Source organism: Streptomyces sp. enrichment culture (genome assembly GCF_964273255.1).
Taxonomy (GTDB): Bacteria; Actinomycetota; Actinomycetes; order Streptomycetales; family Streptomycetaceae; genus Streptomyces.
Window position 1 is genome coordinate 3,111,273 of the sequence record NZ_OZ186835.1, and the last position, 13,550, is coordinate 3,124,822.

Below are 13,550 nucleotides of genomic sequence, written 5' to 3' on the forward strand. Positions count from 1 at the left end.
CTCACGGTCAGTGAAAGTCCGTTGACTTCCTCATCCGATCCCTCTCCGTCCGTAACCGAAGTGCCGCGCCGCTCGTTGTGCGGGATGCAGGCTCCCTGTGGTCATCCCCTGGCCCACTCCGATCACCCGATCGTGTGGACGCGTCCGGGGGGTGGAACCCTCAGGACCCCCTGGGGAGTCGACCGTCATGACGAGAGGAGGTGCCGCCAGTGATCGCGAACGTATCGGCGCACCGGCGGGCGAACGCCTTCGCCCAGGCCCTGGAGGAGCAGTCCGATCGGGGCCCGGCGGCCGAGCAGTCCGAAGGACCCGCCCCGGCCCCGGCCACAGCGGAGCGCGAGCAGGCCCACCTGCTCGCGCTGGCCTCCGGGCTCGGCGCGCTGCCCAGACCGGAGCTCGATCCCGAGGTCAAGGTCGTGCAACGGGCCCAGCTGGTGGCCGCGTTCGAGACCATGCTCCAGGAAGGCACCGCCGCGGGCGAGGCGATGGATCCGGCCGTGCCCGAACAGCGCTCCCGACGCGCCAGAGGCGCCCACCGGGCGACCCCCCTGGGCAGACTCCGCCCGCGCTCCCGGCTGGCCAAGGGGCTCACCGCGGGCGGACTCAGCGTGGGCGTGGCCGCGGGCGCCCTCGGCGGAGTGGCCGCCGCCAGCTCCGACGCCCTGCCCGGCGACTCCCTCTACGGCCTGAAGCGGGGCATCGAGGACGTCAAACTCACCCTCGCCGACGGCAACGACGAGCGCGGCCGGGTCTACCTCGACCACGCCTCCACCCGCCTCAGCGAAGCCCGTCGGCTGATGGAACGCGGACGCAGCGGCCCCCTCGACCACGAGTCCCTGGGCGAGATCCGCCGCGCCCTGTCCGGCATGCGCCACGACGCCTCCGAGGGCCACCGGCTGCTGCGCGAGGCGTACCAGCGCCACCCCGACTCCCTCGGCCCCATGCAGGCGCTGTCGTCGTTCTCCCAGTCGCACCGCGACGTCTGGGGGAACCTGCGCGAGCAGCTGCCCGTGCAGCTCGGCGACGTCAGCGAGCAGGTCTCGTCGGTGTTCGACGCCATAGACGAGGACGTCGCCCCGCTGCAGTCCCTCCTCCCCCAGCCCCCGGCCCGCGAGGGCGGCGACGGCGGGCGGAAGGGCAGTGGCGGTTCGACCCCCGGCGGCCCGTCCGAGACCGGCCGCCCGCAGGCCCCCGGCGCGGACCACGGCGACGCCTCCGACGAGGACGGCGCCCACAGCCGGAGCCCCAGCCGCTCGGCGGACGCCGGCAGCGAGGACGACGGCCTGCTCGGCGGCAACACCGGCGGCCTGCTCGACCCGCCGAAGGGCGGCGACACCAGCCCGTCCCTGCCGTCGACCGGCGACATCGCCCCGCCCAGCCGGCCCGACGTCACCCTCCCGCCGCTCCTGCCCGGCCTGCTCCCGGGCCTGGGCATCGACGCCGAGGACGCGGACTGACCGACGGCCCGCCGACACGCACCGGGCGCGGCCGGGGACCCTCTGCGGAGGGGCACCCCGGCCGCACCCGTGCGCGCGAGCCGGCAACAGCGGCCTCCGCGCTGCCGCCGGTCCCCGATCGACGTCCGCGCTACCACCAGTCCCCGGATCGACGTCCGCGCTACCACCGGTCCTCGGAGCGGCACACGGGACCCGGCGGCTCCCACAGGGCCTGACAGGCCCGGTACGGACCCGGCGCGCCCCGCCGGGCCTGACGGCGGCTAGAAGAACACCGACCTGCGCTGCACCAGCAGCTTGTACAGCGTGTGCTGGATCTGCTCCCGCACCTGATCGGTCAGGTTGAACATCAGCATCGGGTCCTCCGCCGCCTCCGGCGGATAACCGTCCGTCGGAATCGGCTCCCCGAACTGGATCGTCCACTTCGTCGGCAACGGCACCAGACCGAGCGGCCCCAGCCACGGGAAGGTCGGCGTCAGCGGGAAGTACGGGAAACCCAGCAGCCGCGCGACCGTCCGGGCGTTGCCGATCATCGGGTAGATCTCCTCAGCGCCCACGATGGAGCACGGAATGATCGGCGCCCCCGCCCGCAGAGCCGTGGAGACGAAGCCGCCCCGGCCGAACCGCTGCAGCTTGTAGCGGTCCGCGAAGGGCTTGCCGAGGCCCTTGAAACCCTCCGGCATCACCCCGACCACCTCCCCCTGCTCCAGCAGCCGGGCGGCGTCCTCCGCACACGCCAGGGTGTGCCCCAGCTTACGCGCCAGCTCGTTGACCACCGGCAGCACGAACACCAGGTCCGCCGCCAGCAGCCGCAGGTGACGGCCCGCCGGATGGTTGTCGTGCACGGCGACCTGCATCATCAGGCCGTCCATCGGCAGCGTCCCCGAGTGGTTGGCGACGATCAGCGCGCCGCCCTCCGACGGGATGTTCTCGACGCCCTTCACCTCGACCCGGAAGTACTTCTCGTACACCGGTCGCAGCAGCGACATCAGGACCTGGTCGGTGAGTTCCTCGTCGTAGCCGAAGTCGTCGACCTCGTAGTCGCCCGTGAGCCGCCGCCGCAGGAAGGCCAGACCGCTCGCGAGACGCTGCTCCAGGCCGTCGGAACCGTCGCCGCCCGCCCCGTCCGGCACGGGAGGCTCCCCGGACGGCACGGCGCCGTCGTCCGGCGCGGACGCCCGGCCGGGCAGCGGCTGGACCTCCCCCACCGCCGGGGACGGCGGGCCGGGGCGCCGGTTCCCCGCGCCCCTGCGGCGCGACGCGCGCTGCCCGTTGGTGCCGCGGGAGCGGTCGTCGTCGAACGGAATGACCTTGGCGTCCGCCATCGTTGCTGCGCTCCTCAGTTGGCGCTCTGCTTCGGGGGGTGACCGCTGCCCGGCAGCGGCAGCGCGGCGATCCGGTCGACGGCCCCGGCGAGCGCTTCCGGCGGAAGCAGCCCGGGGCCGCGGCTGCGCACGAAGTCCGCGAACGTTTCTGCGGTCGTGTACTTCGGCGAGAAGCCCAACGTGTCACGCATCTGGTCCGTCGCCACCACCCGGCCGTGGGTCAGCAGCCGGATCTGCTCCGGCGAGAAGTCCGACATCCCCAGCGTACGCACCAGCGAACCCGCCCACGTGACGGCGGGCAGCAGCAGCGGCACGGTGGGCCGGCCGAGCCGCCGCGAGCACTGGGAGAGCAGCAGCACGCCGTCCCCGGCGATGTTGAACGTGCCGCTGTTCAGCGTTCCCCGCCGCGCCTCGTGCGAGCCGATCCTCAGCACCTCGATCACGTCGTCCTCGTGCACGAACTGCAGCCGCGGGTCGTAGCCGAACACGGTCGGCAGCACCGGCAGCGAGAAGTACGAGGCGAGCGGACTGTCGGCGGTGAGGCCGAGAATGTTGGCGAACCGCAGTACGCACACGGCGACGTCCGGCCGGCGGCGCGCGAAGCCCCGCACGTACCCCTCGACCTCCACGGTGTCCTTGGCGAAGCCGCCGCTGGGCAGGGACTTGGGGGTCGTCGTCTCGGTGAACACCGCCGGGTCCCGGGGCGCGGAGCCGTACACGTTGGTGCTCGACTTCACCACCAGGCGCGTGATGTTCGGGGACTTCTGGCAGGCACCGAGCAGCTGCATGGTGCCGATGACGTTGGTCTCCTTCAGCGAGGTCCGCCCGCCCCCGGCGAGCGGGGTCCCCGTCACGTCGAGGTGGACGACCGTGTCGGCGCCCGTCTCGGCGAGCACCCGCGCGATCGTCGGCTGCCGGATGTCCGCCTGCACGAAGTCCGCGCCGCCGAGGTGGTGCTCGGGCTGGACCGAGTCCACGGCGACGACCCGGTCCACCTCCGGGTCACGCTGGATCCGCCGGACGAAACGGCCCCCCAACGGCCGGGCCACTCCGGTCACGAGCACGACCTTTCCCAAGATCCGCGCCTTCCTTCTCGCTCCGCCCTCGTCCTGACGGTCAACCTAGCGGGTCACCGTCGCTCTGGGGCGACCGCCCGATACATGAAGTGACGACTACCCCCAAGGGGCGAACGGACCCGGCCAACCGCGGCCCGTGCGGTCCGCCATTCGCGACCCGCACCCCACGACCCGCGCGGCGCGGCGCCCGACGACCCGCGCGGCGCGGAAGCCTGCGGTCGGCAGCCGAGGGCCGGGGGCCGGGGGCCGGGCAAGACAGTGGCCCCCCACCGCATCGGATGCGGTGGGGGGCCACTGGACACGCTCTCGCGCTGCCGCTTACTTCTTGTTGCGACGCTGAACGCGCGTGCGCTTGAGCAGCTTGCGGTGCTTCTTCTTGGCCATCCGCTTGCGCCGCTTCTTGATAACAGAGCCCACGACTACCCTCGCTCACTTCTCATCACTCGGTGTTTGGGCGCCATGGGCCCACACGACCTACGAGGGGCTAGCCTACCCGCCCGAGAGCTGAGGTCGTAATCGAAGGGGCGGGGAGATCCCCATGAGTGCCCTGTACGGATCTCCCCGGCCTTGCCGTCAGGCGGTGTCCACCCCCACATAACTCTCGCGGAGGTACTCGTGAACCGCTTGCTCGGGGACGCGGAACGACCGCCCCACCCGGATCGCGGGCAGATGACCACTGTGCACCAGCCGGTACACGGTCATCTTCGACACCCTCATCACCTTGGCGACTTCCGCCACGGTAAGGAACTGAACCTCGTTCAGAGGCCTTTCGCCAGCTGCAGCCATGACACACCTGAACCTTCCGCACTCGACGGCCACCGGCTTCCCCTTCCGGTGACTCTTCGTCGCTGCGTGCTCACTCCCCAATGTAGGGGCGGGTGATGCGAGTGGGGAAGAGGTGGACGCAACCGCGGCCTACTGTGACAGACACGCCCGATCGAGTACGTAGCGGGCCAGTGGCAGGTAGTGATGACGCCGCACACCGTCATCAAGTGGAACGACGACCGACACGCGCCCCTCTGCCTCCCCCACGAAGGGCGCAGGGTCGTTGACATCGGCCAGCGCCAGCACCTCGAACCCCAGCTGACCTGCTCCGCAGGCCCAGCCGTGATCACCGATCACCAATTCCGGGAGGGGCCCGCCGGCCTCCGCGGCGGCCGCGAGCGCGGTCCGAACCGGGAGAGGGGAGTGGGTGTGCGCGCCGGGCTCACAACCGGAGCGTTCCGGGTCGGCCGCCCGGACCAGCCCGACTCCCCGGAGGTAGTGGAGGTTGTGGGTGCGTAGACCGAACCGGGTCGTTATGTCGACACAGCGACCCTGCGCCGGGGTGAGGACGGTACATCCCGCCGCCGACAGCGCGTCTGCGAGCCCGGCGTAGAACCCCAGCAGCCGATCCGGGTGTCCGGTGCCGAACAGCACCGGTGAACGGCTCCGCGCCGCGGCCGCCAGCCGCTCCGCCCAGGCGTCCAGCGCGGCGAGTGTCCGGTCCGGATCGATCACCTCATGGCCGGAGATGCACCGGGGATCGGCCGAAACCCCACACCTCTGCGCCATCAGCCCGATCAACTCGCCGTGCCCCCACACCCCTTCGGGCTCGATCCCGATCAGCGCGCGCGGATCCCGGGCCGCGAACAGCCGGTAACTCCGCAGGCTCTCCTCACGCGTCGTCGCCACCGCACCGGCGATCCGGGCAGCCAGCAGATGCGCGCGAAGGTCCGCGGGAGTCAGCACCCCGTGATGGTGCGCGACGACGGCCCCGGACATCCGGGGAACCGGGAAACACCGCACAGTTGGCGTAACGGCGGCCCCGACGGGAACGGCAGAACGGCTGGGCGGCTGGGCGGCTGGGCGGCTGGGCGGCTGGGCGGCTGGGCGGCTGGGCGGCTGGGCGGCTGCGTGACGGTGACACCGGAGGGACGGACGCGGAGCACGGGGCGTCGCCCTCGTCCTCGCTGCCGCTGCCGCTGTTCCGCCGGACACGTCGGGTACGTCGGATACCTCGGATACGTCGGCGGCTCTCCCGCCCGCGGTGCGGACAGGACGGGAAAGCGAGGCCGGAGCCGGCGACTACGGCAGCAGGCCCCGCAGGGGGAACACCGCGCGGCGGGTGGCCCGGATCGCCTGGTCCAGACGGTCCGCCGGGTCGTAGCCCGCCTCCCAGGACGTCCACTCCACCGGCCACCGCCCGTCCGTCATCCGCTGCGGCCCCAGCTGCCGGGTCCGCGCGTACACCTCCTGACGCCAGCCCTCGGGAATCACGGTCGCCGGATCCACCGGCCGCTCGGCCGCGATCCCCACCAGGTGCGCCCACGACCGGGGCACCACCTCGACCACCGCGTAGCCGCCCCCGCCCAGCGCGACCCACCGCCCGTCGGCGTGCTCGTGCGCCAGCTCGTGACAGGCCACCTGCACCGCCCGCTGCGCGTCCAGCGACACCGCGAGGTGCGCCAGCGGGTCCTCGAAGTGCGTGTCGGCCCCGTGCTGCGTCACCAGCACCTGCGGCCGGAACTCCGCGAGCAGCTCGGGCACCACCGCGTGGAACGCCCGCACCCACCCGGCGTCGCCGGTACCGGCCGGCAGCGCCACGTTGACCGCACTGCCCTCCGCACCGTCCGCGCCCGTCTCCTCCGGCCAGCCGGTCTGCGGGAACAAGGTGCGGGGGTGCTCGTGCAGGGAGATCGTCAGCACCCGCGGGTCCTCCCAGAACGCCGCCTGCACCCCGTCCCCGTGGTGCACGTCCACGTCGACGTACGCCACCCGCTCCGCGCCCAGCTCCAGCAGACGCGCGATGGCCAGCGAGGCGTCGTTGTAGATGCAGAACCCGGAGGCGCCGCCCGGCATGGCGTGGTGCAGCCCGCCCGCGAAGTTGACCGCGTGCAGCGCCTCCCCGCGCCACACCGCCTCCGCCGCCCCCACCGACTGCCCCGCGATCAGCGCGGACACCTCGTGCATCCTGGCGAACGCGGGATCGTCGACCGTGCCCAGCCCGTACCCGGTGTCCGCCGAGCGCGGGTCCGCCGACGCGGCCTTCACCGCCGCGATGTAGTCCTCCCGGTGGACCAGGCGCAGCGTCGACTCACCCGCCGCCTTGGCGGCGACGACGTCCACCTCCCGGTCGAGTCCGAGGGCTTCCACGAGGCTCCGGGTCAGCGCCAGCCGCACCGGGTCCATCGGATGCTCCCGGCCGAAGTCATAGCCCGTTACTGCTTCGTCCCACATCAGCTGTGTGCGGCCGCTCATGCCCGCCACCGTATCGGTCCGGCCGCGGCGCGAACGACCTGGCGTACACGAGCGTCACCAGCACCAGGACCATCGGGACCAGCATCGCCCCCCGATAGCTCCACGCGTCCCCCAGCGCCCCCACCAACGGCGACCCGATCAGGAAACCGACGTAGTTGAAGACGTTCAGCCGGGCGACGGCGGCGTCCGAAGAACCCGGGAACAAGCGTCCCGCCGCCGCGAACGTCTGCGGCACCAGCACGCACAACCCGAGCCCCAGCAGCGTGAAGCCCAGCATCCCCACCCAGGCCCCCGGCGCCCCGGCCACCACCGCGAATCCGCCCGCCGCCACCAGCGCCCCGGCCCGCACCACCGCCACGGCACCGAACCGCCGCACACCGAAGTCGCCGAGCGTCCGCCCCAGCAGCGTGGTGACCATGTAGACGTTGTAGGGGACGGTCGCCGTCTGCTCCGAACTGCCCAGCACGTCCTGGAGGTACTTCGCGCTCCAGTTGGAGACCGTCGAGTCCCCGATGTACGCCACCGTCATCACCAGGCACAACGGCAGCAGCATCCGGAACGCCACGGCCCCGCCGGGTCGTGGAGCGTGGCCGCCGTCCGCCCGGTCCGCACCCGTCGCCGCCCCTGCGGCCCCGACGCCCCCGGGGACCGCCCCGGCCGCCCCGGCCGCCCCGGCCGTCCCGCCACCTCCCTCGACGTCCGCACCGGCCGTCGCGGCCGACCCGGCCGACTTTCCCGGCCCGGCCGTCGCGGCCGCCCGGCCGCTCCCGGTGTCGCCGTCGACGAACCAGCGGCTGCCGGCCAGCGCCGCCGGCAGCAGCACCAGCACCACCGGCAGGTACGACACCCACAGCGCCAGCTGCCAGTGCGCCCCCACCCACGCGAGCGACGCCCCGACGATCCCGCCGAGGCTGTAGGCCGCGTGGAAGCTCAGCATGATGCTGCGGCCGTACGCCCGCTGGAGACTCACGCCGAGCATGTTCATCGAGGCGTCCAGCGCCCCCACGGCCAGGCCGAAGGCGGCCAGCGAGACGGCCAGGACGACCATGTCGCGCCCCGCGCCCACGCCCAGCAGCGCGAGCAGCACGACCGGCTGCGACCACCGCAGCACGCCACTCGGCGCCACCCGCCGCACCAGCCGCTCGGTCGTCACGCTCCCGATCCCGGCCAGGACCGGCACCGCGGCGAGGAAGACGGGCAGCAGCGCGTCGGAGACCCCGTACCGGTCCTGGATCGCCGGGATCCGCGTCACGAGGAGGGCGAACGCGACCCCCTGCACGAGAAAGCTGAACGCCAGCGAGGCCCTGCCGCGCCGCAGCACATCGGTCATGGCGGCGAGCGTAGGGCCCCGGGGTACCGGTGGGTAGATCCGGCCAAAGGTGAATTCCCCTCAGTTCCGCAGGAGTTCGGGGGAGGCCGAGCGGACGGGTCCCTCCGCGTTCCCTTCCCGGCCGACCGTCGCGGCGCCGGGGAGGGCCGCGTCGGAGCGGGCCGGGACGTCGGCGGCACGGGCGGCCTCGGACCGGGCCGAGGGCCCGCAGCCCTTCACCTCCGCGGCGATCATCGCTGCCATGGGGCCCGCACCGAGTGCCCCGCTGATCAGGAAGCTGCCGCTCATGGTCACGATCATCAGGACGACACCGAGCCACACCATGGTGTCCACGGGCACCGTGTAGGCCAGCACGACCCGCACGACGCACTCACCGAGCAGGGCCACACCCCACACCAGGGAGAACCGCCACTCGGCCCGCCGGAACGCGTCCGACTCCGCCGACAGACGCGTCCAGGCGGCCTCCCGGTCCGCCCGCCCGCGGGTCAGCCACGGCTTCATGGCCGGCGTCAGCATCGGCCTGCCGGCCATCAGGGACACCAGCACCCCGATGCCGATCACGCTCCCGATCGCCCCGTCCTTGGCCAGCATGAGCCGGGCGTCACCGGTGACGAAGCCTGCCGCCAGGGAGGCCACGTTCACGAGGAGGATGAGCGCGGCGAAGGCGTTGAGCGTCCGGTCCACCACCGCGCTCCACGCGGTCCGCGCGGCCGGCAGCACACTGCACCAGGCGAGAGCACCGACGGTGCCCATGCCAAAGCCGTTCTTCAGGAGGTAGTAGGTCCCCACCGGTACCGCCACGTCCAGGACGATCGGCAGGAAGGTCCGTCGCTTGCTGCTGGGAGTCACCGCGTTCGTCGTCATGTCCCACAGCTTCGTCGCCGGCCCCCGACCGGCACTAGAAACGAACGTCCGCACCTCGGCATGACAATTGTCAGCACGGACGGTGCTCTCCGGTCACACAGCGCACACCGGCCGCTTCCGGCTACAGGTCACGCCAGCAGGTCGGGCAGCTCCCGGAATTCGGCGAAGAGGCGCTCCGCGCCCGCGAGTCTGTCCGCCGGGGTCATCGCGGTGAAGCCGTACACGTCCATCCCCGCCGCCAGCGCCGCCTGAACCCCCAGGGGACTGTCCTCGACGACCGCACAGCGCTCGGGAGCCACCCCCATCCGCTCCGCCGCGTACAGGAAGAGATCCGGCGCCGGCTTGCCCCGGCCGACGTCCTGCGAGCTGAAGATGCGCTCGTCCGTGAACCACCGGTCGAGCCCTGTCGTCCGGTGCCCGACGCGGATCCGCTCGTGGCTCCCGGAGGACGCCACACAGTACGGCACCTCGTCCGCGGTCAGCTTCTCCAGGACGTCGACCACGCCGGGTATGGCCTTCAACTCCCGTTCGAACGCGGCGAAGACCCGCCCGTGGAACACGTCGTCGAAGTCGTCCGGCAACCGCCGACCCGTCCGCTCCTCGACGAGGTCATGCACACGATGCATGGCGGACCCCATGAAGTCGCGGATGGAGTCCTCGTACGTGGTGGGGTGGCCGAGCTCGGTGAGATATCCGGCCAGCAGTCGATTGGAGATCGGCTCACTGTCGACGAGGACACCGTCGTTGTCGAAGATGACGAGGTCATAGCGCATGCCTCGACCCTAAACGCAGAAAGCCCCCGTGCCATACGGCACAGGGGCTTTCCCAACGTATTGTTCGGCGGCGTCCTACTCTCCCACAGGGTCCCCCCTGCAGTACCATCGGCGCTGTAAGGCTTAGCTTCCGGGTTCGGAATGTAACCGGGCGTTTCCCCTACGCTATGACCACCGAAACACTATGAAACACTCAACCGCACCACACCAAGAAACCCGGGTGTGGGGTTGTTCGTGGTTTCAGAACCAACACAGTGGACGCGAGCAACTGAGGACAAGCCCTCGGCCTATTAGTACCGGTCAACTCCACACGTTACCGTGCTTCCATATCCGGCCTATCAACCCAGTCGTCTACTGGGAGCCTTACCCCATCAAGTGGGTGGGAGCCCTCATCTCGAAGCAGGCTTCCCGCTTAGATGCTTTCAGCGGTTATCCCTCCCGAACGTAGCCAACCAGCCATGCCCTTGGCAGAACAACTGGCACACCAGAGGTTCGTCCGTCCCGGTCCTCTCGTACTAGGGACAGCCCTTCTCAAGACTCCTACGCGCACAGCGGATAGGGACCGAACTGTCTCACGACGTTCTAAACCCAGCTCGCGTACCGCTTTAATGGGCGAACAGCCCAACCCTTGGGACCGACTCCAGCCCCAGGATGCGACGAGCCGACATCGAGGTGCCAAACCATCCCGTCGATATGGACTCTTGGGGAAGATCAGCCTGTTATCCCCGGGGTACCTTTTATCCGTTGAGCGACGGCGCTTCCACAAGCCACCGCCGGATCACTAGTCCCGACTTTCGTCCCTGCTCGACCCGTCGGTCTCACAGTCAAGCTCCCTTGTGCACTTACACTCAACACCTGATTACCAACCAGGCTGAGGGAACCTTTGGGCGCCTCCGTTACCCTTTAGGAGGCAACCGCCCCAGTTAAACTACCCATCAGACACTGTCCCTGATCCGGATCACGGACCCAGGTTAGACATCCAGCACGACCAGACTGGTATTTCAACGACGACTCCCCCTGAACTGGCGTCCAGAGTTCACAGTCTCCCAGCTATCCTACACAAGCCGAACCGAACACCAATATCAAACTGTAGTAAAGGTCCCGGGGTCTTTCCGTCCTGCTGCGCGAAACGAGCATCTTTACTCGTAGTGCAATTTCACCGGGCCTATGGTTGAGACAGTCAAGAAGTCGTTACGCCATTCGTGCAGGTCGGAACTTACCCGACAAGGAATTTCGCTACCTTAGGATGGTTATAGTTACCACCGCCGTTTACTGGCGCTTAAGTTCTCAGCTTCGCCCCACCGAAATGGAGCTAACCGGTCCCCTTAACGTTCCAGCACCGGGCAGGCGTCAGTCCGTATACATCGCCTTACGGCTTCGCACGGACCTGTGTTTTTAGTAAACAGTCGCTTCTCGCTGGTCTCTGCGGCCACCCCCAGCTCACCGAGTAAATCGGATCACCAGGAATGGCCCCCCTTCTCCCGAAGTTACGGGGGCATTTTGCCGAGTTCCTTAACCATAGTTCACCCGAACGCCTCGGTATTCTCTACCTGACCACCTGAGTCGGTTTAGGGTACGGGCCGCCATGAAACTCGCTAGAGGCTTTTCTCGACAGCATAGGATCATCCACTTCACCACAATCGGCTCGGCATCAGGTCTCACCCTTGATGAGTGGCGGATTTGCCTACCACTCGGGCTACACCCTTACCCCGGGACAACCACCGCCCGGGATGGACTACCTTCCTGCGTCACCCCATCACTCACCTACTAACCGCTTGGTTCAGCGGCTCCACCACTCCGACCTCGTCCGAAGACTCAGCCGGCGGCTTCACGGCCTTAGCATCACGATGCTCGATGTTTGACGCTCCACAGCGGGTACCGGAATATCAACCGGTTATCCATCGACTACGCCTGTCGGCCTCGCCTTAGGTCCCGACTTACCCTGGGCAGATCAGCTTGACCCAGGAACCCTTAGTCAATCGGCGCACACGTTTCTCACGTGTGAATCGCTACTCATGCCTGCATTCTCACTCGTGAACCGTCCACAACTGCCTTCCGGCGCTGCTTCACCCGGCACACGACGCTCCCCTACCCATCACAGTCTCCGTTAGGAGTATGTACTGCAATGACACGACTTCGGCGGTACGCTTGAGCCCCGCTACATTGTCGGCGCGGAATCACTAGACCAGTGAGCTATTACGCACTCTTTCAAGGGTGGCTGCTTCTAAGCCAACCTCCTGGTTGTCTCTGCGACTCCACATCCTTTCCCACTTAGCGTACGCTTAGGGGCCTTAGTCGATGCTCTGGGCTGTTTCCCTCTCGACCATGGAGCTTATCCCCCACAGTCTCACTGCCGCGCTCTCACTTACCGGCATTCGGAGTTTGGCTAAGGTCAGTAACCCGGTAGGGCCCATCGCCTATCCAGTGCTCTACCTCCGGCAAGAAACACACGACGCTGCACCTAAATGCATTTCGGGGAGAACCAGCTATCACGGAGTTTGATTGGCCTTTCACCCCTAACCACAGGTCATCCCCCAGGTTTTCAACCCTGGTGGGTTCGGTCCTCCACGAAGTCTTACCTCCGCTTCAACCTGCCCATGGCTAGATCACTCCGCTTCGGGTCTTGAGCGTGCTACTCAAACGCCCTATTAGGACTCGCTTTCGCTACGGCTTCCCCACCCGGGTTAACCTCGCAACACACCGCAAACTCGCAGGCTCATTCTTCAAAAGGCACGCAGTCACGAGACACCAGCAAGCTGATGTCCGACGCTCCCACGGCTTGTAGGCACACGGTTTCAGGTACTATTTCACTCCCCTCCCGGGGTACTTTTCACCATTCCCTCACGGTACTATCCGCTATCGGTCACCAGGGAATATTTAGGCTTAGCGGGTGGTCCCGCCAGATTCACACGGGATTTCTCGGGCCCCGTGCTACTTGGGTGTCTCTCAAACGAGCCGCTGACGTTTCGACTACGGGGGTCTTACCCTCTACGCCGGACCTTTCGCATGTCCTTCGCCTACATCAACGGTTTCTGACTCGTCCTGTTGCCGGCAGACAACAGAAGAGAGATCCCACAACCCCGTATGCGCAACCCCTGCCGGGTCTCACACGCATACGGTTTGGCCTCATCCGGTTTCGCTCGCCACTACTCCCGGAATCACGGTTGTTTTCTCTTCCTGCGGGTACTGAGATGTTTCACTTCCCCGCGTTCCCTCCACACTGCCTATGTGTTCAGCAGCGGGTGACAGCCCATGACGACTGCCGGGTTTCCCCATTCGGACACCCCCGGATCAAAGCCTGGTTGACGACTCCCCGGGGCCTATCGTGGCCTCCCACGTCCTTCATCGGTTCCTGGTGCCAAGGCATCCACCGTGCGCCCTTAAAAACTTGGCCACAGATGCTCGCGTCCACTGTGCAGTTCTCAAACAACGACCAACCACCCACCACCCCGAGCAACAGCTCGAGTTCACTGGGGCCGGCACCGAAG

10 protein-coding genes and 2 rRNA genes are annotated in these 13,550 nt (G+C 68.5%); 1 reads left to right on the forward strand and 11 read right to left on the reverse strand.

Annotated elements, in window-relative coordinates:
* Positions 1–209 precede the first annotated feature (209 nt).
* Positions 210–1,457: a DUF5667 domain-containing protein gene (locus ACSU53_RS13295; RefSeq protein ID WP_437027539.1), complete on the forward strand. Its 1,248-nt coding sequence runs from the start codon at positions 210–212 to the stop codon at positions 1,455–1,457.
* Positions 1,458–1,717: 260 nt separating this feature from the next.
* Here the strand turns inward: ACSU53_RS13295 and ACSU53_RS13300 are convergent, their stop codons facing one another.
* From ACSU53_RS13300 to ACSU53_RS13350, 11 genes are all read right to left on the reverse strand, one after another.
* Entirely contained in the window at positions 1,718–2,779 is a 1,062-nt protein-coding gene (locus tag ACSU53_RS13300) for a lysophospholipid acyltransferase family protein (RefSeq protein WP_437027541.1), read from the reverse strand.
* A gap of 14 nt (positions 2,780–2,793) precedes the next feature.
* Positions 2,794–3,855 (reverse strand): NAD-dependent epimerase/dehydratase family protein, encoded by a 1,062-nt coding sequence (locus tag ACSU53_RS13305; RefSeq protein WP_437027543.1) that lies wholly within the window; start codon positions 3,853–3,855, stop codon positions 2,794–2,796.
* A gap of 318 nt (positions 3,856–4,173) precedes the next feature.
* Entirely contained in the window at positions 4,174–4,272 is a 99-nt protein-coding gene (locus ACSU53_RS13310) for a 30S ribosomal protein bS22 (protein ID WP_003948845.1), read from the reverse strand.
* Between the two features lie 156 nt (positions 4,273–4,428).
* Positions 4,429–4,641 (reverse strand): helix-turn-helix domain-containing protein, encoded by a 213-nt coding sequence (locus tag ACSU53_RS13315; RefSeq protein WP_362090267.1) that lies wholly within the window; start codon positions 4,639–4,641, stop codon positions 4,429–4,431.
* Between the two features lie 129 nt (positions 4,642–4,770).
* Entirely contained in the window at positions 4,771–5,586 is an 816-nt protein-coding gene (locus ACSU53_RS13320; protein ID WP_437027545.1) for a phosphatase, read from the reverse strand.
* A 336-nt stretch (positions 5,587–5,922) separates the two neighbouring features.
* Positions 5,923–7,095 (reverse strand): acetoin utilization protein AcuC, encoded by a 1,173-nt coding sequence (locus ACSU53_RS13325; RefSeq protein ID WP_437027547.1) that lies wholly within the window; start codon positions 7,093–7,095, stop codon positions 5,923–5,925.
* On the reverse strand, positions 7,046–8,425 hold the full coding sequence (locus tag ACSU53_RS13330) for an MFS transporter (protein ID WP_437027549.1): 1,380 nt from the start codon (positions 8,423–8,425) through the stop codon (positions 7,046–7,048). The genes ACSU53_RS13325 and ACSU53_RS13330 overlap by 50 nt, the downstream gene beginning before the upstream one ends.
* A 60-nt stretch (positions 8,426–8,485) precedes the next feature.
* Positions 8,486–9,289, reverse strand: a complete 804-nt coding sequence (locus tag ACSU53_RS13335) for a VC0807 family protein (RefSeq protein ID WP_437027551.1) — start codon at positions 9,287–9,289, stop codon at positions 8,486–8,488.
* Positions 9,290–9,417: 128 nt separating this feature from the next.
* The gene (locus tag ACSU53_RS13340) at positions 9,418–10,062 is read right to left on the reverse strand and encodes an HAD family hydrolase (protein WP_437027552.1); all 645 of its coding nucleotides are present in this window, start codon (positions 10,060–10,062) and stop codon (positions 9,418–9,420) included.
* A gap of 62 nt (positions 10,063–10,124) precedes the next feature.
* A 5S ribosomal RNA gene (gene rrf / locus ACSU53_RS13345) occupies positions 10,125–10,241 on the reverse strand.
* A gap of 91 nt (positions 10,242–10,332) precedes the next feature.
* Positions 10,333–13,456, reverse strand: a 23S ribosomal RNA gene (locus tag ACSU53_RS13350).
* Between the last annotated feature and the right edge of the window lie 94 nt (positions 13,457–13,550).